This is a genomic window from Bacillus sp. AC266 (genome assembly GCF_979253805.1).
On sequence record NZ_CEEDEC010000003.1, the window covers coordinates 97,728 to 123,680 of the forward strand.

The 25,953-nt window shown below is 34.5% G+C and carries 21 protein-coding genes, 4 pseudogenes and 1 riboswitch; of the genes and pseudogenes, 7 read left to right on the forward strand and 18 right to left on the reverse strand.

Annotation, left to right across the window (positions count from 1 at the left end):
* Positions 1–408 precede the first annotated feature (408 nt).
* Positions 409–2,235 carry an APC family permease gene (locus tag AC0IXC_RS13690; protein ID WP_471652962.1) on the reverse strand — a complete coding sequence of 609 codons (1,827 nt, stop codon included), beginning with the start codon at positions 2,233–2,235 and terminating at the stop codon, positions 409–411.
* Between the two features lie 144 nt (positions 2,236–2,379).
* Positions 2,380–2,526, reverse strand: a riboswitch (cyclic di-AMP (ydaO/yuaA leader).
* Positions 2,527–2,665: 139 nt separating this feature from the next.
* Between AC0IXC_RS13690 and AC0IXC_RS13695 the strand changes: the two genes are divergently transcribed.
* On the forward strand, positions 2,666–2,794 hold the full coding sequence (locus AC0IXC_RS13695; RefSeq protein WP_002086273.1) for a hypothetical protein: 129 nt from the start codon (positions 2,666–2,668) through the stop codon (positions 2,792–2,794).
* A gap of 62 nt (positions 2,795–2,856) precedes the next feature.
* Here the strand turns inward: AC0IXC_RS13695 and panE are convergent, their stop codons facing one another.
* The gene (gene panE / locus AC0IXC_RS13700; protein ID WP_088293568.1) at positions 2,857–3,789 is read right to left on the reverse strand and encodes a 2-dehydropantoate 2-reductase; all 933 of its coding nucleotides are present in this window, start codon (positions 3,787–3,789) and stop codon (positions 2,857–2,859) included.
* A 175-nt stretch (positions 3,790–3,964) separates the two neighbouring features.
* On the opposite strand from panE, the gene AC0IXC_RS13705 reads away from it, so the two are divergent.
* Positions 3,965–5,440: a hypothetical protein gene (locus tag AC0IXC_RS13705; RefSeq protein WP_016103142.1), complete on the forward strand. Its 1,476-nt coding sequence runs from the start codon at positions 3,965–3,967 to the stop codon at positions 5,438–5,440.
* 58 nt (positions 5,441–5,498) lie between these two features.
* Here AC0IXC_RS13705 and trhO read toward each other — a convergent pair whose 3' ends face one another.
* Positions 5,499–6,458, reverse strand: a complete 960-nt coding sequence (gene trhO / locus AC0IXC_RS13710; protein WP_002086277.1) for an oxygen-dependent tRNA uridine(34) hydroxylase TrhO — start codon at positions 6,456–6,458, stop codon at positions 5,499–5,501.
* A 492-nt stretch (positions 6,459–6,950) separates the two neighbouring features.
* Here trhO and AC0IXC_RS13715 point away from each other — a divergent pair, with 492 nt between their 5' ends.
* A complete protein-coding gene (locus AC0IXC_RS13715) occupies positions 6,951–8,246 on the forward strand; it encodes an Nramp family divalent metal transporter (RefSeq protein WP_240380179.1) in 1,296 nt (431 codons plus the stop codon).
* Positions 8,247–8,305: 59 nt separating this feature from the next.
* Here the strand turns inward: AC0IXC_RS13715 and AC0IXC_RS13720 are convergent.
* Positions 8,306–8,578: pseudogene (locus AC0IXC_RS13720) on the reverse strand (M23 family peptidase); the annotation flags it as partial.
* 54 nt (positions 8,579–8,632) lie between these two features.
* Between AC0IXC_RS13720 and AC0IXC_RS13725 the strand changes: the two are divergent.
* Positions 8,633–9,157: a GNAT family N-acetyltransferase gene (locus AC0IXC_RS13725; protein ID WP_002031168.1), complete on the forward strand. Its 525-nt coding sequence runs from the start codon at positions 8,633–8,635 to the stop codon at positions 9,155–9,157.
* 166 nt (positions 9,158–9,323) lie between these two features.
* On the opposite strand, the pseudogene AC0IXC_RS13730 reads toward AC0IXC_RS13725, so the two are convergent.
* The 10 genes and pseudogenes from AC0IXC_RS13730 to AC0IXC_RS13775 all read right to left on the reverse strand — a co-directional run.
* Positions 9,324–9,470: pseudogene (locus AC0IXC_RS13730) on the reverse strand (radical SAM/SPASM domain-containing protein); the annotation flags it as partial.
* A 27-nt stretch (positions 9,471–9,497) separates the two neighbouring features.
* On the reverse strand, positions 9,498–11,543 hold the full coding sequence (locus tag AC0IXC_RS13735) for a class I SAM-dependent methyltransferase (protein WP_088032484.1): 2,046 nt from the start codon (positions 11,541–11,543) through the stop codon (positions 9,498–9,500).
* A 339-nt stretch (positions 11,544–11,882) separates the two neighbouring features.
* The gene (locus AC0IXC_RS13740; protein ID WP_002031172.1) at positions 11,883–12,263 is read right to left on the reverse strand and encodes a BA_1872 family lipoprotein; all 381 of its coding nucleotides are present in this window, start codon (positions 12,261–12,263) and stop codon (positions 11,883–11,885) included.
* A gap of 77 nt (positions 12,264–12,340) precedes the next feature.
* On the reverse strand, positions 12,341–12,565 hold the full coding sequence (locus AC0IXC_RS13745) for a hypothetical protein (RefSeq protein WP_307838400.1): 225 nt from the start codon (positions 12,563–12,565) through the stop codon (positions 12,341–12,343).
* Positions 12,566–12,596: 31 nt separating this feature from the next.
* Positions 12,597–13,397 (reverse strand): annotated as a pseudogene (locus AC0IXC_RS13750) (ABC transporter ATP-binding protein).
* A 400-nt stretch (positions 13,398–13,797) separates the two neighbouring features.
* On the reverse strand, positions 13,798–15,426 hold the full coding sequence (locus tag AC0IXC_RS13755) for a peptide ABC transporter substrate-binding protein (protein WP_471652963.1): 1,629 nt from the start codon (positions 15,424–15,426) through the stop codon (positions 13,798–13,800).
* 164 nt (positions 15,427–15,590) lie between these two features.
* Complete coding sequence (locus AC0IXC_RS13760) at positions 15,591–16,916, reverse strand: bifunctional S-methyl-5'-thioadenosine deaminase/S-adenosylhomocysteine deaminase (RefSeq protein ID WP_471652964.1); 1,326 nt, start codon at positions 16,914–16,916, stop codon at positions 15,591–15,593.
* 53 nt (positions 16,917–16,969) lie between these two features.
* A complete protein-coding gene (locus tag AC0IXC_RS13765; RefSeq protein WP_002086281.1) occupies positions 16,970–17,329 on the reverse strand; it encodes a YunG family protein in 360 nt (119 codons plus the stop codon).
* A gap of 122 nt (positions 17,330–17,451) precedes the next feature.
* Positions 17,452–18,057, reverse strand: coding sequence for a pentapeptide repeat-containing protein (locus AC0IXC_RS13770; RefSeq protein WP_002031189.1), 606 nt, complete (start codon positions 18,055–18,057; stop codon positions 17,452–17,454).
* 56 nt (positions 18,058–18,113) lie between these two features.
* On the reverse strand, positions 18,114–19,037 hold the full coding sequence (locus tag AC0IXC_RS13775; RefSeq protein WP_002086283.1) for an alpha/beta fold hydrolase: 924 nt from the start codon (positions 19,035–19,037) through the stop codon (positions 18,114–18,116).
* A 209-nt stretch (positions 19,038–19,246) separates the two neighbouring features.
* Between AC0IXC_RS13775 and AC0IXC_RS13780 the strand changes: the two genes are divergently transcribed.
* Complete coding sequence (locus AC0IXC_RS13780; protein WP_002012144.1) at positions 19,247–20,008, forward strand: DODA-type extradiol aromatic ring-opening family dioxygenase; 762 nt, start codon at positions 19,247–19,249, stop codon at positions 20,006–20,008.
* 55 nt (positions 20,009–20,063) lie between these two features.
* Here the strand turns inward: AC0IXC_RS13780 and AC0IXC_RS13785 are convergent, their stop codons facing one another.
* The 3 genes from AC0IXC_RS13785 to AC0IXC_RS13795 all read right to left on the reverse strand — a co-directional run bounded on the left by AC0IXC_RS13785 (position 20,064) and on the right by AC0IXC_RS13795 (position 22,990).
* Positions 20,064–21,278: a multidrug efflux MFS transporter gene (locus AC0IXC_RS13785; protein ID WP_002086285.1), complete on the reverse strand. Its 1,215-nt coding sequence runs from the start codon at positions 21,276–21,278 to the stop codon at positions 20,064–20,066.
* Positions 21,279–21,394: 116 nt separating this feature from the next.
* Positions 21,395–22,255 (reverse strand): GNAT family N-acetyltransferase, encoded by an 861-nt coding sequence (locus tag AC0IXC_RS13790; RefSeq protein WP_471652965.1) that lies wholly within the window; start codon positions 22,253–22,255, stop codon positions 21,395–21,397.
* A gap of 15 nt (positions 22,256–22,270) precedes the next feature.
* Complete coding sequence (locus AC0IXC_RS13795) at positions 22,271–22,990, reverse strand: DUF554 domain-containing protein (protein ID WP_002031194.1); 720 nt, start codon at positions 22,988–22,990, stop codon at positions 22,271–22,273.
* A gap of 213 nt (positions 22,991–23,203) precedes the next feature.
* On the opposite strand from AC0IXC_RS13795, the gene AC0IXC_RS13800 reads away from it, so the two are divergent.
* The gene (locus AC0IXC_RS13800; RefSeq protein ID WP_215591138.1) at positions 23,204–24,307 is read left to right on the forward strand and encodes a CapA family protein; all 1,104 of its coding nucleotides are present in this window, start codon (positions 23,204–23,206) and stop codon (positions 24,305–24,307) included.
* Positions 24,308–24,359: 52 nt separating this feature from the next.
* A pseudogene (locus AC0IXC_RS13805) lies at positions 24,360–24,588 on the forward strand (hypothetical protein).
* 96 nt (positions 24,589–24,684) lie between these two features.
* Here the strand turns inward: AC0IXC_RS13805 and ilvA are convergent.
* Positions 24,685–25,947 (reverse strand): threonine ammonia-lyase IlvA, encoded by a 1,263-nt coding sequence (gene ilvA, locus AC0IXC_RS13810; protein WP_002012149.1) that lies wholly within the window; start codon positions 25,945–25,947, stop codon positions 24,685–24,687.
* Positions 25,948–25,953: the final 6 nt, after the last annotated feature.

Below are 25,953 nucleotides of genomic sequence, written 5' to 3' on the forward strand. Positions count from 1 at the left end.
TGAATAAAACTGTATAAATTTTCTATTTTATTGCGATTTCCACATTCACACAGTGAATATATTACATGAAAATATTATTCATTTTAAACTAATTAACGTGTGAAAGTATGAAATTTCGTTTTGTTTTCATGTAAGTTTTGTACTGTAAGGTCATTTAAACACAGCTATTTATATAACGTAAAGAAGTATTTTAATTCCCTTTATTTTCAAGCTCTCATGTCCTTATCCCAAAATAAAATTCAATTCACTTTCTCGATTAAACTATCTATATACCACAACAGGAAACACTACATATTCATAACCATTAAAATTATACTAATATATTTTTTAAATCCATATGCAATTATGCATAGCATATACACAAAAAGGATAACTTCACTTTCGTGAAGTTATCCTTAAAAAATTTCCTTACTTTTTCAAATGATACGGTACTGTCGTAATAACAACATTTCTTTTATAGAGTAAATACGCACGAATGAGTAAACTAGACTGATTATGAAGAATGTTATGCCAACCTTTTTTCGGAATAAACTGTGGTATAACGACCGTAACTCGGTAATTTGATTCACTCGCTTTATATTGCACTGTGTCAATAAATTTTGTAAGCGGCTGAATAATGCTTCTATAATGAGAATGTAATGTAACAAGCCTTACTTCAGGTTGCCACTTCTCCCATCTCTCTTCAAATTTCTTTTCCTCTTCTCTGTCAAAAGCAACATACACAGCGATAACTTGATCTGCAGAAAGAGCTTTAGCATAGTTCAGTGAATTTTCTACTACATGAGTCATACCTGCTACAGGAACGACAATTACATTCCCTTCAATCGGAACAAGTGGTTCACAAGTTTTTAAACTTAATTGATCGCCCACTGCATCATAATGCTTCTTAATTCGATGGAACAAGAAGATAATGAAAGGTAAGAAAATAAGGATTGACCAAACTTGTGCGAACTTAGTTAAAAAGAACATGCTCATAACGATAAAACTAATGACTGCACCAATTAAATTGACCGTTAATCTTAAAGCCCATCCTTCAGGCTTTTCACGAAGCCATTTTAGTACCATTCCAGTTTGAGAAAGTGTAAACGGAATAAATACCCCTACTGCATATAGCGGAATCAAGTGTTCTGTTTTTCCCTGAAAAGCTACAATTAAAATAATCGAAGAAATCCCAAGTATAATAATACCGTTTGAATAACCTAGGCGGTCTCCTCTAATCGTAAACATTCTCGGTATAAATTTATCTTTTGCAAGGTTAACTGCTAATAGCGGAAATGCAGAATAACCTGTGTTAGCCGCAAGAATTAATATTAAAGCTGTTGTACCTTGTATGAAATAGTACATGAAATTACGTCCAAAAGTTTGTTCAGCAATTTGTGAAACGACTGTTACTTCCTTACTTGGGTTAATTCCGTAATAATAAGCTAAAAAGACAATTCCAGAAAATAAAACTGCAAGTAATGCACCCATTGCAAGCAATGTTTTTGCTGCATTGTTAGGTGCAGGATCTTTAAAGTTTGGAATTGCGTTAGATATCGCCTCAACACCCGTTAAAGCAGAGCTTCCTGAAGCAAATGCTCGTAACAGTAAGAACAAACTAATTCCCGCAACTGGTGTTCCAATTGGCGAATGCAGCGTGGGTGAAACGTGACCAGTCAAAATATTATATATTCCTACACCAATTAATATAAATAATGCTACAACGAATAAATAAACCGGATATGCTAAAACGGAAGCTGATTCCGTTACGCCTCTTAAATTTAAGATGGTAATCAATATGACAAATATAATCGCAATGATTACATTATGTGCATGTAAGCTAGGGAAAGCTGATGTGAGCGCATCTGTACCTGCAGATACACTTACTGCAACCGTTAAAATATAATCGACTAATAAAGATCCTCCAGCTATTAATCCCGGATTCATCCCTAAATTTTCTTTTGATACTACGTATGCACCCCCACCATGAGGATAAGCAAAAATAATTTGTCGATAAGATAAAATAAGAGCTGTCAATAATACTAATACCCCAATTGCAATCGGAATGGAATACCAATAAGCTACCGCTCCAAGACCTGCTAAAGCAATTAATATTTGCTCTGGTCCGTATGCAACCGATGACAATGCGTCAGAAGATAAAATTGCTAGCGCCTTCGTTTTATTAAGCTTTTGCTCTCCTAACTCTGTTGATTTTAACGGCCTTCCAATTAAAAACCTTTTGATAGATGAAACCAACGCTGTCCACTCTCCAATAATTTTGCACGAATTTTTCTGCTAATTACAGCGGATAAACTATTTCTTCAGAAAACAAAAAATGTCTACAAGCCATAATGAAATAGACTTGTAGACATTATTTTTTTTGTCGCACAAGCTCCACCTTCCTTCTCAATATAACGCTTACGAGGTTAGCTGTCGGATTCGGGCCTATGAGTAGCCCTACCTTTTTCAAGGATTCACCCCATTGGATTAAGTACTAATCCATAAGAACGGGTCCCCCGCACCATGCGGCTTCAGCGATTTAGAAAATTGAAACTGTGGATTATAATACTCCTTTATTTTCAAAAAGTAAACAAAAATTTTAAAAAAGAAAAAAATTAAAATGATTGCGCATAATCCACCGAAAAATATACATAATGAATACTAAAAATCCACAAAGGAGACCCGTATGTCTAAAGAAAAGAAGCCACTTTTTTCCGATTCATATTTAGATGCAGTAGCAAATGAAATTAATCAGCTATATGGTAAACGTGAAAGAGAACGAAATACGACAGATAAACCGAAAAGAAACGAATAAATTGTCAAAAAGAAATAAAAAAAGGATAGCAACATTTATATTTTGCTATCCTTTACTCTTTTTCATACCATTTCTTTAGTAAAAATCATTTTTTCATATACCTTTAAATTTTGATACACAACACTTAATAAAGGCACATCTATAGACATTTCCTCTGCTAATTTCAATAAGTATCCTTGTAAATGCTTCCCTTCAATGAGCGAACCTTTTTCCATATCCCGTTGCATCGATGACTTCATATCATACGAAATTTTATCAATTGTTTTCATATGTTCCTGGGCAATGTTTTCCTTTACCGGAGCTCCTAATGCCCTCATGATTTGCACAGATTCTTCAAATAAGTTTTGGATAAAATCGCGTCCACCTTCGCTTTCGCGAATCGGTCCTATTGGTGCACGCATTAATGTTGTCACACCTGACATTACAGTAATAAATAAATATTTATGCCACATATCTTGCGTAATATTTTCACTTAAAACAAAACTAGATTTCGTACCCGCAAATGCTTTGGAAATATGATTGATTCTCTCTGAATCTTGAGACTTAATTTCTCCAAATACAAGTCTGTTGGCAGCACTCGTTTGTACAATTTCTCCCTGATCGTTTAATGTCGTCTCTATAAAGCATAGACCGCCAATTACTTTTTCTTCACCGAATTCCTTTTGTAATAGTGATAAATGAGCGATACCATTTAACAATGGGATTATTACAGTATTTTTACCTACAAACGGCTTTAAATCTATGGTCGCCTCGTGTAAATGATACGCTTTTGTTGAAAATAAAATCACATCAAATGGAGTCGTTCTATCTTCTTTCGTTACCAATTTCGGTTGAAATGAAAAATCTCCATTAACACTACGAATAACAAGGCCTTTTTCTTCTAATTGCTGTTTTCTTTTGCTGCGAACGAGAAATGTAACATCTTCTCCCTTTTCTACTAATCGGCCACCGAAAAATCCGCCAACGCCCCCAGCTCCTAATACTAAAATACGCATACAACATCCCCCTTTTTCTAACACAATTATACTAATTTTAGTATACATAACATTATACATGTCCCTTGTTAAATAAGCTGAATTTTCATTCTTAATCTAATGAACAAGAGAGGTTATTTTCAAGAAAAATTGGGCATGTTGTTTCTATAGCTTATACGGAAAGGAAACAATGTAAATGGAGGCAATACAAACAATCGAGGAAAAAGATGTAACAACAGCTATATTTCAATTTATATTCCCGTTTTCGTTTAAAACTGGATATGAACAAAATATGTTCCCTTTCTTACAAAAAAATGATTTTCGACCTTTTCGACTCGATCATCTTGAAGATGAAAATACATATTACGGGAAATTTCAAGTTTCACATCAAAATATGGAAGCATACTATCTTTCCTTTACAAATAAAATTCTCTTTCCTCATTCAGAACATCAAAAAGGATTACAGCGCTATTCTAAAGACCTTAATTTAAATGGACATTTAACAACTAACCTTATTTCCGTTCCATTCAAGATACATTCTATTGATGTAACACTTTGTCCTTATGAGCTTGGGTTCTTAACAATTCGGACAGAAATAAAAACCGCTCCTAACATGACATTATCAGAAGCAATTGAATTCGCGGCTCGCTTCCGTGTACTTGAAACTAAAAGTGATACGACTGAGACTATTTGTATTGAATGTGATGGAAAAAAATATTCACAAGTAGAAAAACTTATATTCGGTGATTTATTTCATGGTTTAACAGACTTCTTTGAGAACAAGAGATTGCGGAGTTCTTATTTTCAAACATTCCCTTTCTTTGAAGACCAGCGAATGTATGTACAAACTCTATTATCCATAAACAAAGAGTCAGACCTTCATATAATCGATGTATATCGAACTTCCAGTCTTTCCGGATTATCAGATGATGGTAAGCCATATATTAGTGCAAATAATGTTCCTTATATTCACGATTATTTAACAAAACATTCTTATCAAAGATGGGCTCCTAACCGTTACTTTATTATGGAAGAACATATTTTCACATGTATTACAAATGAAGGTGAACAAGCAGTCACTAAACTTGCTAGTCAAATGTACGGGGAGTTTTATTACGCTTTATTATTAAATTTATTTCATAAAGTTGTTTTATTAAAGATGGCAAACGCTTATGCTGAACTAAATATTGAACAAGATACAAATGAGATAGAGAAATTAATTTATTCAATAAATTCGTTTACAGCTAATTATTTTTCTTTAGAATTAGTATCCCAATCACAAAGTGAAGATATTTTCTTTCGTCTAAGAAAACTTTTTAACATTGAAGTACTGTACACGAACGCGAAACAAAATCTCGATAGTTTATTTAAATATCAAGAAAATGTTGCTTCAAAAAAAGATAGCCTCTTATTATTAATTTTAACGCTCTACTCTGTTGTAGGCCAAATGTTAGGGTTTACTATGATTGATCTTTTAAGAAACACCGATTCAAACAAAATATCATCGCCTTTTGAATTTTTTGCTCTATTAATAGCGATTAGTGGTATAGTCATTTCACTTATTTTAGGTATACAAAGTTTATACCAATGGAGTGTACAACATAAACGAAGAAAAGCATGGGTAAAACAAACTGTATTATCTGCTGTGAAAGAGAAGGATAGTACAAAGTAACTAAAAAACAGATGGCAGCACGATGCTACCATCTGTTTTTTTATTAAGCTAATTTTGCTTACTTACCTGCTTCGATTTTTTCTAATGTAGCAGCTACTTGCTCTTCTGTTAATTCGTGTTGCACGATATAACGATTACGTGGGTGTACACGACATTCATGAGAACATGCACGTAAATGTTTTGCTTCACTTTCTTCAGAACATAAAATTTTCTTGTTACATTCAGGGTTTGCACAGTTTACATAGCGCTCACAAGGTTCACCTGTAAAGTGATCTTTACCAACGATAACATGTTCTTTTTGGTTTACTGGTACAGCGATACGCTCATCAAATACGTAACATTGACCATCCCAAAGTTCACCTTGTACTTCTGGATCTTTTCCGTACGTTACAATTCCGCCATGAAGCTGGCTTACATCTTCATAACCTTCACGAACTAACCAACCTGAGAATTTCTCACAACGAATTCCCCCTGTACAGTACGTTAAAATCTTTTTACCTTCAAGTGTTTCTTTATTTTCTCTAATCCAATCTGGTAATTCACGGAATGATTCAATATCTGGTTTAATCGCACCTTTGAAGTGTCCTAAATCAAATTCATAATCATTTCGTGCATCAATAATAACTGTATCTTCTTGTTTCATTGCCTCATAAAAATCTTTTGGTTCTAAATACTTCCCAGTAATTTCTTTCGGGTTAATGTCGTCTTCTAGACGAAGTGTAACTAACTCTGAACGAGGACGTACGTGCATTTTCTTGAATGCATGTTCATCTGCCTCATCAATTTTAAATACGATTCCAGCAAAACGTGGATCATTATTCATCGCTTCCACGTATTTTTCTGTTTGTTCAACAGTTCCAGAACAAGTTCCGTTAATTCCTTCTGTCGCTACAAGAATTCTTCCTTTTAACTCAAGTGATTTACAAAATTCTAAATGCTGTTCAGCAAATTCTTCTGGATTTTCAATTGTTGTGTACATGTAATACAGTAATACTCTATATGGTTTTGTAGTTGCCAATGTATTTCTACCACCTATCTAAATTTTAAAATCATGTATAAGTTAACGTTCATATCAAAACATATATAATAAGAAAATACATACTAAATTGTACTTAGCCTATTTTCTTCTATTTACAATTTTTTCTATAAGTTAACAGAAATAAAAACAAGATTACAGAACAAAACACTACGGTTAGGTTGTAATCCCAATATATTATATATCATACAATTTCATTTCCATCAATTAATATGCTGTAATATAGGCTGTATGTTCACATAAATTTCAAAAACAACCCTATAATTTATTATCTTCTCCCTTAGTCAGCAACCATAAACTCCCAATTTTTTTTGCATCGTCACACCATTCATTGCATACAGTCATATAATTTGCATTAAGGAAACTTTTATGTTCAAATGAAATTGCCACATCATATATCTAAACGTATTGAAATAACGAGTAAGAATAAAGTGAAACTTTAATCAAGTTAAGATTTCAAAGGGGAATACTACTATGAATAAAGATATAACAAAAAATGAACAAGTCCCTTCTCAAAGTACAACAGTTCAATCAGCCCATTTAGCGTTAAGTGGACAAACAAAAGGCTTTAAAAGACTGTTACCATTCTTAGGACCTGCTTTTATCGCATCAGTTGCTTATATTGATCCTGGGAACTTCGCTACAAATATCGCAGCTGGATCACAATATGGGTATTTATTGCTTTGGGTAATACTCGCTTCTAATTTAATGGCTGTATTAATTCAAACTTTATCAGCTAAATTAGGAATCGCTACTGGGAGAAATCTTCCTGAAGTAGCTCGCGAAAACTTCCCCAAACCAGTTTCCATCGGTTTATGGATACAAGGGGAACTCGTTATTATGGCTACAGATTTAGCTGAATTTATCGGGGCAGCACTTGGCTTATACTTACTATTTGGAATTCCGATGTTACCAGCTGCTTTAATTACAGCAGTTGGATCATTTATTATTCTTGAATTTCAACGCAGAGGCTTTCGTCCATTAGAAGCTATCATAACAGGTATGATTTTTATCGTTGTTATCGCTTTTGGTATCCAAGTCTTTTACGCAAAACCGGAATTAAACCCTCTACTCTCAGGACTTTTCACTCCAAAATTCCAAGGTGTAGATAGCATCCTTTTAGCAGCTGGAATTTTAGGTGCGACAGTAATGCCGCACGCGATATATTTACATTCGGCCTTAACGCAGCGCCGTGTAGTCGGAACAAATGATGAACAAAAGAAAAAGATTTTCCGCTTCGAATTCATCGATATTATTATTGCAATGGTTATCGCTGGAGCAATTAATGCAAGTATGTTAATTGTAGCAGCTGCACTATTCTTTAAAAACGGCTTGCACGTTGAAGACCTTGATGTTGCTTTTAACCAGTTCAGTAATTTAGTCGGTCCTGTATCGGCTGCATTATTTGGGATTGGACTTTTATCAGCAGGTTTATCTAGTTCTTCTGTTGGTACGATGTCTGGTGATATTATTATGCAAGGATTCATTCGAATGCATATTCCGTTATACTTACGCCGATTTATAACAATGATTCCGCCTCTCGTTATTATCGCTTTAGGTGTAAATCCAACTTACGCTCTCGTTATGAGTCAAGTTGTCTTATCTTTCGGTATTGCCTTTGCATTAGTACCACTTATTATGTTTACAAGTAATAAGAAGATTATGGGCGCACTCGTCAACCATCGCATTACAACATTTATCGCGTGGTTAATCGCTGCACTTATTATCGTTTTAAATATTTTCTTACTGTATCAAACATTTGTAGGGTAATGAAGAAGGGTATTCCAAATTTGATTTGGAATACCCTTTTTGTATGAAATGATTTCCTTCTACTTACCACTTATGTATGTCCCTCTTTCCGGCATTATCGCACCTTTTTCAGTTCGAAAATAAAGTGGCAAGCCTTCCGTGAAAAACATACTCACCTTGGATGGATCCTGCCTTTGATGATGGATATGTAAATGTGGTTCACTTGAACTTCCTGAGTTACCGACTTGGGCAAGAAACAAAAATACCCCCGATTCATCTAGTCGTAAATCAATATGATTAACAGCCATAGATTCAAAATCATCCTTACCTCTTGAATAATCTTTATTTTCAGATTAAATTATATAATAACAAATACATTCTAGTTTCATAAGAAATGGAGTGAAAATATGTTTCCTATATTAAAAACCAACCGACTCATTTTACGAGAACTTACCGAAGAAGATGCACCGAGTATACTACAATGCTTTTCTAATACTGATGTCCTGCGCCATTATGGCCAAAAACCATTGCAAAACTTGGATCAAGTAAAGCAAATCCTTACTAATTTTAAGTTGGGTTACAACGCAAGAAGCGGCATTAAATGGGGAATCGAATTAAAAGACAAGAAAGGGCTCATTGGAACAATTGGTTTTCATGATTGGTCTTCCGAACATAAACGAGCAAATATAAGTTATGCCTTTTTGCCTGAACACTGGGGAAATGGATATGCGACTGAAGCGGTTTCTGAAGTTATATCATACGGTTTCCACACACTTCATTTAAAACGGATCGGAGCAATTGTCTTTCTTGAAAATGAAGCTTCCAATAAAGTGCTATTAAAATTAGGATTTGAAAAAGAAGGCGTTCTAAAAAATTATATGTATCAAGATGATATCCCATATGATACGAATTATTATTCTTTATTAAAATGAGTTTAATAGAAATTATACGTAAAAACTCGTTTCAGCATAATGAATCAAGATAGTGGATTTTTAACGAAAGATGGGAAACCGAGCGTTTTTCATTTCTTAGATCATCATACGACTGATGCGAAGTACAATAAATTATATAATCTAAACAAAGGGCATGAGCATATTCTTACTCATGTCCCTTTTTTACGTTCTTTTTCTGTTTTCGCAATGCTTTTGGAATGTATACACAGAAAGGTTCGCTTTCCATGTAATCTCCCGTCATTGCATATGCTTTAGAACGAGATCCTCCACAAACATATCGAAACCCACAAACTAAACTTTTTATAAGTTTTCAATACCATTACCTCTTTTCTAAAACCATAAAGAACGTACTATCCGGTAGCACAACCGCATTCCCAGACTCATCTTTAAAATCGATTTTCTCGCTAAGATGTTGTGTATATCCATCCTGTAAATAGTTCATAGCTTGAACGATGTTTACTTTATCTCCAAAGATACCCTTTACGAAATCCTGATAGTCGTTTGGCGTAAAGATTCCAAACTGCTCTTGCACCTCGTGAACGAAGGAATCCTCACCCCATGTATACGTATATAAGAACTCCATCGCATCGTTAACAGGCATTTTGACTGTATTGTCTGCAAGTACCTCATACTGGATTATACGCCCCTTAAATTCACGGACATACTGCTCTAAGAACTTCATTCCACCTGCATCTTTAAAATGAATCACACGCATTAACATTTTATCTTCAGTCATGATGCCATCACGAATGATAATACGACCTCCTGGCTTTATCACCTCGTAAGCACTCTGTAACCCCTTTTTGATTACTTCATGATTGAATTTCTTACCTTCATACTCAATATAAGAGAACAGCTCATGAAGGATAGAAGAATACACAATCGTATCAACCGATTCTTTATCAAACGAGCTACCTAAGTTGATAGCATCCCCTTTAATGACGTCCCAAGAACGACTTTCGTCCTGTTTCTTCTTTTTCAACGTATCAATCACATTTTCGGAAATATCGATACCGTAGATTCGTTTATCCTCGGTCTCTTCTTCAATCATGTCTAGCATAACACCACCACCGGATCCGACATCTACAATCGTATCTCCCTTTATATAATCAAGAATAATTCGTTTATCATCAGCCGAACTATTCATATGCTCCAAATACACTTCTTCGTTATGGAATCTATCATATGCATCCTTTCGTAACCCGAAGAAATCAAAGAGCAGTACATTTGCCCGAGCATGCATCATATCTATCTTTTCTGCCTCTACACAGAAGATGATTAACGCTTCACCTACAGCAGAAAACTGAAACGACACATACGCAGTCTTCATATCTTCATCGACTTTAACCTCAAAAGAAACATGTGTTGTATTCGGCTTCTCGTTCTCACGGTACTCCCGTAGATACTTCTCAATAACCCGCTTACGATACACGTTGTCCTTCTTCTCGCCTTTGAAATCATAGTGCAACTGCTGCATCAATTTCTCGAAATGGATATGCTGAACCTTTCTAGTGCCTATCTCGTTCTTTAACATAACAAAAACTGTCCAAATATCCTCGAAGCTAAGGGCATGCATAGACGGTTCTACATACCACAAATCCTTATCAGATAAAAATGTTTGAACGTCTCTCTTCTCGCTCCCCATAATTATATCTTTTTCAAATACTGACTCCTTATGTTTTGGCGTGAGTCTATGTACACGAGAAGTAAATGGCTCCACATAACCATCAAATAGCCCATCAATTGTAATCTTCACATCGTTCTTTACTTCGCTCCACAAAGATTTTGATACACCTTCAATAATACATTGATTAAGATAGTATAGAATCTCCTTTAACCTAACGTCTCCGTATTCTTCTTTATATGTGTCAATTAAATCAATATGAGAGTTCAAACGAGCCTCTCCGCGGATATACTGCCCGATTAATCCATGTGTTCTAATTAAATCTCGAACAAACAAATACTCAGTAGAGTTTAAGTTTGTCTCTATATGTTCGATAAACTGAATATCACTAAAGATATCAGCAGAACCCTCGTTATGTACCAATAGATTGATTCCGTTCTTCTTCCATTTCTCTCGCTGTTTTAAAGAGCCTACCTTTGCAAGCTCACTATACGTTAGTACTTTTTCAATAATGCGATACGCTTCTTCATCTAAAGACAATCCATCTAACACTTGCAGCGTACGGTGTACATAGTACAACACCGCATCTGTTTTTAATTCACCAAGTACTTGTACATTCTCATAGTTTTGATGTATCTCCTCTGCCTCGATTAGATGCTTTAACCACGTAGGGAGATCATCAGAAAACCCTTCAATGTATTTATTTAGAACTTCAATGTTTTTCAACTTATTTACCCCCATATATAATCAATATCTGTAGTAAGGTCTGGGACACCTTCTCCAAAAAGATCATCACCTTATGTCCCCCTGAGTGCTACTACTTGCTTTTTACCATCTACATCTCTTTCAAATACAAATGTATCAAACCCAGTCTTTTTATCATGTAAAAGAGAGTTATCAATTTCGTTACTAACATGCCAAGTTTGTAACACATTCTTTTGTTCATCTCTTATTTTAACTTCATCAGGAATTTCGGCGGAATAAACATCAGGACTCAGCGGATCACTTCATAAACATATGTTGTAACAGAATCAACTGAAAATGGAAACGGCAAGCGGGTGCACTCCACTTGCCGTTTTTTCATAGCTTAGTATGTATTTGAATTTCTTTTGCTTTCTCTTTTTCACCCTTCACGCGTACAATTAAATCATATGATCCGGATTTTGGCGCTTCAAAAGAAAGCAAACCTTCCTTTTGAGAAGTGACTTCTTCTTCATAAATAACCTTATCATCTTTTGTAACTTGCAATAAAATCGTACCTTCTTCAACGGCTGCTTCATAAGGAATTTCCACATTTCCTTTTTCAGCTTTAAGCGTTTGCACATCGTAATACCCTTGCAGGGAACCAATTTTTAAAGTCGTTTCGCCATTTTTTTGAACCTTTGTAACTTGTGTTGCTGTATTGCACGCGCTTAACAATACGACAAGAGTGAGAATCATAAATAAACGTAATGATTTCATAGAAATCCTCCTTTTTTATGTATATGAATTAAGATTCATTCTTTAACTATTTCAAAAACACCAACACCTTAAAAGGATCACTGCTTTTCTTCAATTTCTTTTTTAAATAATTTTTGAAACTCTAATTCTGTTTCATTAATAAAACCAAGATGTAACACACTAGAGATATCTTCATGATTCAAAAAGAAATTATACTCCGAAGAAATATTACTAGCATATTTAAAATTCTTTGCAATTCTCCTCAATTCTTCCGGTCTAACTTGTATATTCCTCATGAATATCCCCCTATCCCAATAACGCATTCAAAAAATTTCATAACACAAATTTTTAATCCTAATCATTAAAAACCCTACTTTTTCTTACTTTAATTGTTTCTAAAATGTAGAAAAGAACCCCTAAACCAAATATCTTTTCAGCATTAGAAACATTATTACCTAATTTAATAATAGGTACATTTAATCCGAATCTTTCGCTCCATTCCAAAGGCATATATCCTCTTTTACAGTTTATTAATATCCGATTATCCATTGTACGAAAAGAAGTTTCGAAAAAATCAAATTCAACTTCTACTTCAGAAAGTTTTATCTCTTTTTCATTCATTAAAGAACCACGTACCATTCCAAATCCTTGTATCATATTTTCTTTAAACATACCTACACAATTATAATTTGAGTCATAAATAGCCCAATCATAGTTTTCAACTTCACTATGAAAATATGCAAGAATTTCCCCATCCCTTGCTTCCAACCCAATAACTTGCTTGTTTTTTTAAAAAGGTAATTTTGAAGAAATTATATCAGTTGAAATCATAGTTGTTCCTACTATATAGGCCCCATCGGGAGTATATAAACCGTAATGTTTATTATTTTGAGGTAATTCTAGTAAAACATAAGTATCAATATCCCAAAACTTCAAATCATTTTTAGCTATATTCTCTTTTAATAAGTTCCCTTTTCTTAATTGCCAAAATCCAATTCCCCCAAAAACAAACGAAGCTATAACCATAAATATTATTTCTCCCCAATTAACATCACCCCAACTATTATACAGACAATATAATCCAAAGAGAAAAATCCCTGTCCCAATTAAACACTTAAACCGTCCCCTTTTTTTATAATACTCAAATAATTCCACACAAACACCTCTATCAATTCATCTTAATACCCCAAATTACCTTTTAAGTATACCAAGGACAAAATATATAATCTAATATTCTTTTCATATAATTAAAAATAAACGTAGTTACAGAAAGAGAATGCTTGTATGCTGATCTGTACTGCATTCTCTTATTCCATATATGCTATATTTCTATTCTTCTTTTTCCGATATTACACCCCTACAAAGAATAGAAACTACATTCAATTTTTAAACAAATCGAAAAAACTTTCCGTTTTTGTTTTTGATTTTTGCAACTTCTTATGAATGCGTAACTACAATTTTTCATTTATCTTCTTTATATGCTGGGAACACCACCAAAGGATTTCCCTGCCCTCTCTAAAAAAACCTTACTTTTAAAAAGTAAGGTTTTTTGTATTTATTTATTAGCGATATAAGCATTCTTATAAGTATAAACACCACCAAATTGATGTTTTTCAATTCCTTTTACATAATCCTTTTGTACATAAGCTGAGCCAATATGATACAGCGGTGCCACAGCAGCGTCTTCTAATAAGACCTGCTCAGCTTCTACCAACGCTTCCCATCGTTTCTCCGGATCTAGTACAAAATCATTTTTCGCTTTCTTTATTAATTCATCGTAGTGAAGGTTAGAATAATTCATTTTGTTATTCGGATTACCCGTCGTAAATAGTTCTAAATAACTAATTGGGTCTTTATAGTCAGGTCCCCAATTTGCCATAGATATATCGTAATCTCCTGTTTGTTCTAATTGTAATTTTTGCTTAAATGGCTGTTGTTTAATTTGTATCGTTAATCCATGCAAATTCTTCTCTAAGTCACCTTTTATATATTCCGCCATACGTTTTGCGTTATCTTGTTCAAACGTTAAAAACTCGAGTTTTATTTGTTCTACTCCAAGTTCTTTTTTCGCTTCTTCCCAAATCTTTTTCGCTTTTTGTAAGTCGTATGGAGAAATATCTCCGTTTTCTTTTCTAAAATCTTTGTCAGTCGCTTCATTTATATGACCAACTGGTACAAGTCCACTTGCAGGTTTTGCCCCGTTATTAATAAAGTGAGCTACAAAATCTTCTTTATTTAACGCTAATGAAATAGACTGACGCACTTTCTTATTTGCTAACGCATTATTTTTTTCATTAAAACGGAGCATAGCAATTCCAGGATCGCTCGACATATGCAATTGCTTATTCCCTTTATACTTGTCTACAAATTGAGAATTAATTGGTACTCGATCCAAATCGCCAGCTTCATATAAATTTACTGCTGTCATTGTATCCTTCACAATTTGAAAGTTTATTTCTTCTAATTTCACTTTCTTTTTATCCCAATATGTATCATTTTTCTTTAATTGAAATTCTTGTTCATGCTTCCACTTCTCTAATACAAATGGACCGTTATATATGAGATTACTAGGTTCCAATGCATAATTCTTTCCTTGTTCTTTTAAAAATGATTCGTGCTGTGGTAAGTATATAGGTAATGCTAACAACTGTAAAAAATACGGAATTGGCTGTTCTAGTTCCACTTCTAACTTATAATCATTTATAACTTTAACCCCAAGTTCATCAAGAGGCATTGTTCCCTTATTTATCTCTTTCGCATTTTTCACGTAAAAGAGCATATACGCATATTGAGACGCTGTTTCATGACTTACCGCCCGTCTCCACGCAAACATAAAATCATTGGCTGTTACACTGTCTCCATTTGACCATTTTGCATCTTTACGCAAATCAAATGTATATTTTTTACCATTTTTACTTCTTTCAAACGATTTTGCTACTGCTGGAATAGGCTGATCTTGATCATCTAATACATACAACCCTTCAAATATGTTTTGCATAACGTGCGCTGATGTACCATCCATCGTTTTCGCAGTATCAAGAGAAGGAATTTCTTCTGATACTGTTACATTTAATACTTGTTTTTTTGCCTCTGTTTCACTTTTATTCGCTTTATTATTACAAGCTGTTAAAAATAAAGATGTAACAAGTGCCATTACTATTAAATGGCTCTTTTTTCGCTTCATGAGTTGTTCTCCTTAAGTATAAAATATTATAAAGCGTTATATATTATAGCAGAAATACCAATAGAAAGATGCGACATTCTTTTGAATATTTATTCGTTCAATAAAAAAAGCTACCCTATTCTATTTTCTAGAAAGGATAGCTTTCTCAACTGGTATATAAATACCTATCTTTGTAAACCTCGTTTATAACGACTTGCTTCAAATATAATACGCTCTTCATCTAACGTTTTACATTCACCATTCCAAACGACACGTTTACCATTAATAATTACATCGCTTATATCTTTTCCACTAGCTGCATACACAAGATGTGATAACACTTCATCTGCCGGTTGTAAATGTGGCTTATTAGATGGATCAATCGTAATAAAATCAGCACACTTACCAACCTCAAGTGATCCCGTTTGTTTCATACCAATTACTTCCGCAGCTCCTTTTGTCGCAAGAGAAAGAGCTGTTTCAACTGGTAATGCTGTTGCATCTTGATGAATACCTTTTTGTAATAAAGTCGCTATACGCATTTCTTCAAACATATCTAAATTGTTGTTAGACGCCACACTATCTGTTGCAATTCCTACTTTTATTCCTGCTTCTAGCATCGCTTTTACATTCGCTATACCAGAACCTAGTTTTAAATTACTATTTGGGTTATGAGCTACTCGAACATCATGTTCTGCTAAAAATGCACGCTCATTTTCATTTAATACTACACCGTGCGCAATAACTGTTGGGCGTTTAAACAATCCGCAACTTGCTGCATATTCTACTGGACGCTTCCCATACTGTGCTTCAATATCACGTACTTCACGCTCTGTTTCAGAAAGATGAATATGAACCATCGTTTGATTTTCTACTGCAATACGAGCACACTCTTCTAACAGTTCTGTGGAACATGTATATGGACTATGCGGTGCAACCATCGTAGTTAACATACCACTTTCGTTATAGTAACGCTTCACATATTTCTCAGCTTCTTCAATTGCTTTCTTTTCATCGTCTTTCGTTCCGAAGCTAAATAAAGTTCTTGAAACAGCAGCACGCATTCCACTCCTTGATACCGTTTCCATAATTGCATCTTGGTCTACTCCAATAGGATTAAACATATCAGAGAATGATGTTGTACCACTTTTCACCATTTCAAGTAATCCTAATTCCGTGCTAGCGACCGCAAGCTCTGGCGTAAACTGACTTTCAAGTGGCCAAATTCTCGTCTCAAGCCATGGCTGCAATAACATATCATCTCCGATACCTCTCAAAAGGCTCATAACAACATGTGTATGTGTATTGACAAGCCCTGGTAAAACCCACTTTCCTTTCATGTCAATTACTTCATCTACTTCAAAATCGTTAGCGAATTCTCCGCTATTTACATCTATAATTTGATCATTTTCTACAATGATATATCCATTTTCTATCACTTCATTTTGTCCATTCATCGTTGCAATTGTAGCGTTTACATAAGTTGTTTTCAAAAGTATTTCCCCTTTCAACTCTATGAAGTTCCCTTTAATTAGTTACCACCATTATAGTAACTTATTGAAGATTAAGAGTCAAAAGATAATTTTAATTCTTTCGTTGTCTTTTCCTTCAAAATGCTATATTGTTTTTCATTTGTATCTGCAAATGCTTCTTCACGGCTCGACTTCATGTCCATATAGTTTAATGTTTCATGAAATTGGGTCCTAGTAAAATCATACCTTTTCCCATCTACTTTATTGTAGAAATGCCATACTTCACCTATCTTCGTCTTTATTATCTCTCCCCCGCACAATTCTTGGACAATAAGGGCCGTTACACCACATTGTCCCTTTGCTGGGCTTTCGCTCGTCCACTTAGAACTCGTTTCTATTGACCAAGATTTTCTTAATGCTTCATATAGTTGTTTAATCTTTATGCTATCCATATTCAGCATCTCCTGACATTAGCAATTTCACACATCATATTATAAAAGCGGTAAAAGGCAATCTTTAAAAATCATTACTATTTGTAACACCGTTCAATATATTGAACGGTGTTACAAATGATTTAATTCACCTTTGCTCCATAACATCTCGCGACTGCAACCGCCTGCGCTATATCTAATTTCACGTTTTTTAAATCAAAAGCTTTAAAATCAACTCTATCAACTACAGCTCCTCTTAAATCCGCCCCACTAAGTTTCACCTTACCTAATTGTGCGCCCGTTAAATCCGCTTCACGCAAATCTGCTTTTTCTAAATTACATTCATATAGGTCAGCTTCAATTAAACGAATACCCTTTAACATTTGTTTACTTAAGTTTGCAAACCTTAAATTCGTATATGACCAATCGCCTGATATAATTGTTATTCCGTCTAAATTCGCCTCTTCGAAATCCGAACCAGTCATTTTACATTCTTCAAACTTAGATACAAATAAATTCGCACCAAAAAACCTACAATTAGCAAACGTAGTTCCTTGATGGATAGAAGCATTAAAAAGAGTACCAGTAAAATCACATTCTATGAAATTACAATTTTTAGTAAAAACTTCTGATGCATCTATCCCTCTAAAACGGCATTTTATAAAGGTACAATTTTTCAATTCCTCGTCTTTTATCCAGACATCTTGAAAATCTATTTCTACATATTCTTTATTTACAAATTCACTCATAATCAATCCTCCAATTTTTCAAAAAACCTCACTTCAGCATGAAGTGAGGTTTCTTCTTATACAATATGCTCATCTAACCATGAAATCAAATCTTGAAATACATCTTCTCTATTCACTTCATGGAACATTTCATGTCTACCATTTTCATATAAACGAAGTGTTACATCTTTCACACCACATTTTTTATAGTTTTCGTATACTTCTTTTACACCTTTCCCCATATCCCCAACAGGATCACGATCACCAGAGAATATATGTATTGGAAGATTTTTTGGTGTCTTCTTGTATTCTTCTATTTTATTTACTTCTAGAACTCCATGAAACAATTCTCGGTAAAAACTAGTCGTGCAAATGAATCCACATAACGGATCCGCAATATACTTATCAACTTGATGAATATCTGAAGATAACCAATCAAATTTCGTACGATTTGGCTTAAAGTGTGAGTTGAAGTTTCCGAAAGATAAGAAGTTCAGCATCGGACTTTTCGTTTTCTTTCCGCGAAGTTTCATCTCAATTGTCGCTACTTTATGACCGATACTTCCTAAAAGCCCTGGATTTCCACCAGTTCCTGAAATAAGGAATCCATCATATAATTCACCTTTAAGTTGTACAGCACGTCTTGATAAAAAAGAACCCATACTATGTCCAAGTAAAAATAACGGGCATGTCTGCTCTTCTTTTATCATTTCCGAAACAAAGATAACATCAGACACAGCCTGATTCCAACCTACATTTGGTTCAAAATGACCATAGTCTTCTTCCCTTTTCACTGTTTTTCCATGCCCTTTATGATCATGAGCATAAACACCATATCCTGCTTCTAATAAAGCATCAATAAATTCTGTATAAACACCTGCATGTTCTGTCATACCATGTGCAATTTGAACAATTCCCCGCGGATTTCCTTCTGGTAACCATTTACGCAAGTAAATTTCCGATTTATCCAATGCCGTAACGAAATTTTCCTGTATGCTCATTCCGACAGCCTCCAAATCTATTATGTATATCTTTTTTTATAATGAATAAACATTCATTATTCTTATTATGTATTATATGCAATTGCTTTCATTATGACAAATGATCTATTTTTCCGATTACATATTAAACTATTATCTTGACGAATTTAAAATAAAATTATATAGTTACTTACATAAAGTAATTAATATATTTTTAGGAGGTTTTAATCATGATGCCCTCACTATTTTTAGCACATGGATCACCTATGCTTGCTATTCAAGATACAGACTATACACGCTTTTTAAAGACACTTGGAGAAACATATAAACCGAAAGCTATTGTTATTTTTACCGCTCACTGGGAAAGTGAAGTATTAACGATCTCCTCTTCAGATGAAGTATATGAAACAATTTATGACTTTGGAGGTTTTCCTCCTGAGTTATACGAAATCAAATATCATGCGAAAGGCTCTTCTAGCATTGCGTCTATGCTAGAAACAAAATTTAAAAACAAAGGCATTCCAGTCCATCATAATATGACGAGAGGTTTAGATCATGGCTCATGGACACTCCTGCATCGTATGTACCCAGAAGCCAATATTCCTGTCGTACAAATATCAGTAAATCCATTCCTTCCTGCAAAAGAACAATTTGAAATTGGAGAAGCACTAAAAGGACTTGGACAAGAAGATATTTTAGTAATCGGCAGCGGAGTTACTGTTCATAATTTACGAGCATTAAAGTGGAATGAAACAACTCCGGAACAATGGGCGATTGAATTTGATGATTGGATTATAAATCATATGCATACTAGCGATAAAGATGCATTGTTTAACTGGGAAAGAAATGCTCCTCATGCACAATTAGCTGTACCAAGAGCGGAACATTTTGTTCCTCTATTTATCGCGATGGGTAGTGGTGAGAACGACGGTACGGTCATTCACCGTAGCTACGAGCTTGGTACATTAAGTTATCTTTGCCTTCAATTTTAATGAAAAAGGATGAAGCAATATTGCTTCATCCTTTTTCTGTTTTTCATTCACATAGTTAACTAACTTCCAAATGTCGTTTCTCTGATACCTCTTCGTTCTTACTATGAAAATAAACCCAAATGCACGCAATAAATAATAGTGATGATGTAGAGAAGAAAACATATTGGAAGCCTGCATGAGCTGCAATTTGTCCACCAAGTACTGGCCCAATCATATTTCCTAAAAACTGAAATGATTGATTATATCCAAATATTCGTCCCGTTACATGGGTTGGCGTATGTTGTTTTAGTAGAGTTTGTACGGAAGGTAATAGTCCTGCTTGTGCAATACCTAATAAAAAGCGAAGAATTAATAGTTGCCAAGCTGAGGTTACAAATGCTTGCGGAATAAAAATAATTCCTGCAGCAAACAACGCTACAACTAACGTTTTTTGAGGTCCAATATGATCTGATAATCTTCCTAGCTTAGGAGCTGCTAAAATAACTGCTAATCCTGTCGCAGACATGACTGCACCTGCAAGCATTTCAATATGATCTGTTCCTGGTCCTGCCAAATGCTTTACATACAACGTAATAATAGGTTGAATCGACATATTTGCAAGCTGAATAATAAACGTTGCTACAAATAAACTTATTATTAAATGTTTTGCAGGGACCATCGTCCATACTTTTTTCGGCTGTGCCTTTTTTTCTTTAGCAGAATGTTTCTCCTCATGTAAGAAGAAAAAGACGATAAGAAAGGACAGGAATAAGAAAGCTCCTGTAACTAGAAAAACATGGCGCATTCCGATTAACTCTGACAAATAACCTCCGAGTATCGGCCCAAGTAACGAACCGCTCACGCCTCCAGTTGAGATTGTAGAAATTGCCCAACCTGAATGTTCTTGCGGAGTTTCTGCAGCAATAAGTGTCATCGCTGTAGAAAGGAAACCTGATACCGATCCCATTAAAAACCGAAGTGCGACTAATTGATACACATCTGTCACAAACCCCATAAGCGTCATAATTATCGCCATACCAAGGCTAGCACGTATAAGCATCAATTTCCGTCCATGTATATCACCGAGCTTTCCCCATATCGGTGATACGATCGCACCCATTAAAAATGTTACACCAAATGCAAGTCCCGACCACTGTGCAATACTAGAAGTGCCAGTCACTCCTAATTCCTCAATATAAAAAGATAAAAAAGGAATTACTAAACTCATACCGGCTGCAGTGGTAAAACAACCTAGCCAACAAATCATTAAATTTCGTTTCCAGCTGGCCATTTTCACACCTTCTTTCATTAGATACCCATTCTACACCGTTTCCTGGAAAAAGTTTAGTAATTTGATTTATACATAATAAAACTCTATCCCTTTGCATTCTTTGCAAAGGGATAGAGTTAATTATCTCCTATGGGTATTAAACGTGCATTACAGCACCTCTCATAAAACTCAATCGGACCTGCTTGTCCTATAATTGCATAATCATATCCGCTTTTCTTCATGTTATATAAACAATGATTCAATAACGTCTTCCCAACACCGTTCACACGATTATGTTTCGCTGTACCCATCGGGCCAAACAACCCTTTTTTTCCTCTCACAACATCGTAACAAGCGAAACCAATGATTGCTCCTTCCTGCTCAGCAATAAAAATAGGTAACTCCTCTTTATATGTCCGAAATCCATAATCTAAAGATTTTAACCAACGTTCACCAAATTCATCCTTAACAAAACGTGCCAACTTTTCAAAATCAGAAAAGACAGCTCTTCTAACATTAAAATTATTATAAATAGGATTAAATCTTTTTAAATCAACGGTTAAGTCTCTTGACTCAGATGTAATACTCAACAGCTCTTTTTGCACGTTTTTACTTATAACCTTTTCAATAACTGTATCAACTTGAAACAGTGCATATAAAACATGCCCTTCATTTATTAATACTTGCTGAAAACGGTCCATCCGTTTCTTTGCTACTTGTAAAACTTCTATCGTCTTATTTGAAACTTTAAACTCCCCAACATTTATGTATTCTATTTCATTTGCATAATATTGTTGGAGCAATGATATTTTTGCTGAAAAATCCATACCCACCGTGTGAAATAAATACATATGTAACTCCGCGCAAACTCCAGTACCTTCCTTACAAGCTCCTATAAATAGATGCATAGGATGAATAATACCTTTATTACACTCAACCTCTCGCGTTGCAATCTCCAATATTTTATGTGCACGTTTTGTAAATTGAAATTCCTCCATATACATCACTTCCCCCTAATAACTTGATATCAAGCCGTAAATATATATAATTGAAACAATTATTCCAACTACTAATATCCCTGGAAGTAAATTTGCTACTTTAATTTTAATGAATCCAAGTAAGTTTAATCCAATTGCAAAAATCATAATACCACCAGTTGCTGTCATTTCAACTATAAATTGATTCATTAATTTCTCTGGTACAAAACTATTAATTTGTGTTGCAAAAACTGCAATACCTCCCTCATATAAAATCACTGGAATTGCTGAAAATACCACTCCAATTCCTAGAGTTGTCGTTAATATAATAGAAATGAATCCATCGATAATCGCCTTTGTAAATAAAATATCATGATTTCCGCGAATCCCACTGTCCAATGCACCAAGTATCCCCATCGCTCCGATTGCAAAAATAAGCGTGGCTGTTACAAAGCCTTCTGATATGCTCCCTTTCCCTTTCGATCCAACTTTATTTTCTAGCCAATCCCCTAACAGTTTTAACCTTTCTTCTAATTGTAGCCATTCTCCGATTACCGTACCAATAACTAAACTTAGTATGACAACAAGAAAATTTTCACTTTTTAATGCCATTTGAAGTCCAAGTACAGTAACCGCTAAACCAATTGCATGCATAATTGTTCCCTTCATACTTTCTGGAATCGCACTAAATAATTTACCAAGTAAAGTACCAAATATAATACAAATCCCATTTACAACTGCTCCTAATATAACCATTTCTCATTCTTCACCCTTCGAATTCTTTATTTCTATATTTTGGTTTATACATTGATTTACAGGTTACCTATATGTTAACGTAATATTGTGAATATTAACAAACGTTTTTCACTACATAACCCACTATTTTTTTGTAACTATACAAAAACCGATTGCCTTTAGTAGATTCATTATTAATCTAATTGCGGGATAAACTCAAAAGGGAAGGTATTTATGAAAACTTTACTAAAACGATTTCTGTTAATAGCCTTTTTCATTACACCAATTGTTTTATTAATCAACTACTCTTTTATTTCAAAAGCGAAAGACAAACCTGATATGCAAAACAAATCTAGTAAAACAGCTTCAAAAAGCGAAAAGAAAACCGAAGACCCTGAAATCACACTCACCTTCTCTGGTGATACAATGTTCGATTGGCAATTACGTCCCGTAATCGAAAAAAATGGGGCTGATTATCCATTCCAACACGTAAAAGAAGAAATAACGAAAGCTGATATTTCTTTTGTTAATTTAGAGTCAGCATTTACAACGAGAGAAAAAAGAGTACCTGGGCAACAATTTTGGATTAAAAGTGATCCATCCACACTACAAGCCATTAAAAACACCGGATATGACATCGTGAACATTGGCAATAACCATACGCTTGATTATGGGCAAGATGGACTACTAGACACCATTTCTCACGTCGAAAAATTAAAACTACCTTACACTGGAGCCGGAAAAAATGCTGAAGATGCTTATACTGCTCGTGAACTAACTGTAAAAGGAAAAAAGTTTAAATTTCTTTCCTTTGTACGCTTTATGCCCAACTTTAATTGGGTAGCTGGTGACAATAAACCCGGCGTTGCAAACGGATATGACCTAGATCTTGTAACAAAAACGATTCAAGAGCAAAAGAAAGATGCTGATTATGTAATCGTCTATATGCATTGGGGCGTCGAAAAATCTAATCGTCCAATAGAATACCAGAAACAATATGTTCCAAAAATGGTAGAGGCGGGTGCTGATGCAATCGTTGGAAGTCACCCGCATTGGTTACAAGGATTTGAGTATTACAATAAAGTTCCTATCGCATACTCGTTAGGAAACTTTTTATTCCCGAATTATGTAAATGGAAAGAGTGCCGAAACAGGCGTATTAACTTTAACCTTTAAAGGTAAGGATGTCCAAATGTCATTCAATCCTTACATCATTCGCAACAACCAAGTTTCTCCTGTAAATGAAGAAGAAAAGAAAAAAGCACTGCAATATTTACAAACGGTTTCAGCTGATGTAGAAATTGATGATACTGGGAAAATAATAAACAAACGCAACTAAACAGCACGAAATTCATTTCTCTGTAACATACATTACGGGATAGGTGATGAATATGCTGAAAAACTTATTAGAAAATATAAGTCTGTTAGAAAACGTGTATAAAATATCTATAGCGATCCTGCTTTTATGTTCATTTTTTTCTGTTAGACTTCTAAGAAAAAATAAAGCGAGAGAGAAAACTTACTCCCTTTGAATTTACAATGTATGTAATCATTCGTATTGCAATACTTTTTTGGTTAACTAGCTTTATCCTTCTTGAATATGGAGCGTATTTCGTTTAACTTTCAAAGAATAAAAAAGATAGAACAAGCAGGATTTCCCTCCTGTATCTATCTTTTTTATTTCAAGTAGAATTGTATGTTAACTCTTTTCTTTTATTAAATAAGTAAATCAAACAGCACAGGATTTTTATTAAGCTCCACGAATTGAATGTTATTTTCTTGAAAACGAGTAATTAAAGCTTCATAGTCTTCCTTATGCTTTAATTCTACCCCCACTAAAGCTGGACCATTTTCTTTATTATGTTTCTTAATATACTCAAAGCGAGTAATATCATCTTCCGGTCCTAATCCTTTATCAAGAAACTCTCGTAGTGCTCCTGAACGTTGCGGAAATTCAATGATGAAATAGTGCTTTAATCCTTCATGAATAAGGGATCGTTCTTTCATTTCTTGCATTCTATCAATATCATTATTTCCACCACTTAACGTGCATACAACTGTTTTTCCCTTTATTTCATCTCTGTATAGATCAAGTGCCGCAATAGAAAGCGCACCAGCTGGCTCTGCTACAATTGCATTTTTCTTATACAGTTCTAAAATCGTCGTACAAACCTTTCCCTCTGGTACTAAAACTATGTCATCAATTACATCTTTACATGTTTCAAAAGTTAACTTTCCTACCTTCTTAACAGCTGCTCCATCAACAAAACTATCAATCTTTTCTAATGCAACATTTTCATTTTGAAGAAAAGCTTCTTTCATAGATGCAGCTCCCATCGGTTCTACACCGATTACCTTTGTAGTAGGACTAACCCCCTTTACATATGTACCAATACCAGATGCTAATCCACCACCGCCAATTGCTGTAAATATATAATCAACTGGTTTCTCCATATCATGCATAATTTCAACAGCGACTGTTCCTTGACCAGCAACGACATACGGATCATCAAACGGATGTACAAATGTCATCCTATTTTCTACACAATAGCGCTGCGCCTCTTGGAAAGAACTATCAAATGTATCACCAACTAATACAATGTCTGCGAAATCACCACCGAAAAATTCAACTTGTGATACTTTTTGCTTAGGTGTCGTTGTCGGCATGAAAATTTTTGACGGAATCTTCAATAAATTACACGTATAAGCAACTCCTTGTGCATGATTACCAGCACTTGCACAAACAACACCATTTTGTAACTTTTCTTTCGGTAAACTTTGAATTAAATTATACGCACCACGAATTTTGAAAGAACGAATAACTTGTAAATCTTCTCGCTTAACATATACGTCACATTCATATTTCTCAGATAAAACTGAATCTCGTTGTAACGGTGTTTTAATAACGATATCTTTCATGCAATTATGAGCCATTAAGATATCTTCAATTTTCACTCTCTCCTTTACATTTTGCACCATTTTATA

Coding starts and splice junctions, on each gene's coding strand:
- AC0IXC_RS13695 (WP_002086273.1), top strand. CDS start 2,666: ATGTCTAAAGAAAAGAAGCCACTTTTTTCCGATTCATATTTAGATGCA.
- panE (WP_088293568.1), bottom strand. CDS start 3,789: ATGCGTATTTTAGTATTAGGAGCTGGGGGCGTTGGCGGATTTTTCGGT.
- AC0IXC_RS13705 (WP_016103142.1), top strand. CDS start 3,965: ATGGAGGCAATACAAACAATCGAGGAAAAAGATGTAACAACAGCTATA.
- AC0IXC_RS13715 (WP_240380179.1), top strand. CDS start 6,951: ATGAATAAAGATATAACAAAAAATGAACAAGTCCCTTCTCAAAGTACA.
- AC0IXC_RS13725 (WP_002031168.1), top strand. CDS start 8,633: ATGTTTCCTATATTAAAAACCAACCGACTCATTTTACGAGAACTTACC.
- AC0IXC_RS13735 (WP_088032484.1), bottom strand. CDS start 11,543: ATGGGGGTAAATAAGTTGAAAAACATTGAAGTTCTAAATAAATACATT.
- AC0IXC_RS13740 (WP_002031172.1), bottom strand. CDS start 12,263: ATGAAATCATTACGTTTATTTATGATTCTCACTCTTGTCGTATTGTTA.
- AC0IXC_RS13745 (WP_307838400.1), bottom strand. CDS start 12,565: ATGCGTTATTGGGATAGGGGGATATTCATGAGGAATATACAAGTTAGA.
- AC0IXC_RS13755 (WP_471652963.1), bottom strand. CDS start 15,426: ATGAAGCGAAAAAAGAGCCATTTAATAGTAATGGCACTTGTTACATCT.
- AC0IXC_RS13765 (WP_002086281.1), bottom strand. CDS start 17,329: ATGGATAGCATAAAGATTAAACAACTATATGAAGCATTAAGAAAATCT.
- AC0IXC_RS13770 (WP_002031189.1), bottom strand. CDS start 18,057: ATGAGTGAATTTGTAAATAAAGAATATGTAGAAATAGATTTTCAAGAT.
- AC0IXC_RS13775 (WP_002086283.1), bottom strand. CDS start 19,037: ATGAGCATACAGGAAAATTTCGTTACGGCATTGGATAAATCGGAAATT.
- AC0IXC_RS13780 (WP_002012144.1), top strand. CDS start 19,247: ATGATGCCCTCACTATTTTTAGCACATGGATCACCTATGCTTGCTATT.
- AC0IXC_RS13785 (WP_002086285.1), bottom strand. CDS start 21,278: ATGGCCAGCTGGAAACGAAATTTAATGATTTGTTGGCTAGGTTGTTTT.
- AC0IXC_RS13790 (WP_471652965.1), bottom strand. CDS start 22,255: ATGGAGGAATTTCAATTTACAAAACGTGCACATAAAATATTGGAGATT.
- AC0IXC_RS13795 (WP_002031194.1), bottom strand. CDS start 22,990: ATGGTTATATTAGGAGCAGTTGTAAATGGGATTTGTATTATATTTGGT.
- AC0IXC_RS13800 (WP_215591138.1), top strand. CDS start 23,204: ATGAAAACTTTACTAAAACGATTTCTGTTAATAGCCTTTTTCATTACA.
- ilvA (WP_002012149.1), bottom strand. CDS start 25,947: ATGGTGCAAAATGTAAAGGAGAGAGTGAAAATTGAAGATATCTTAATG.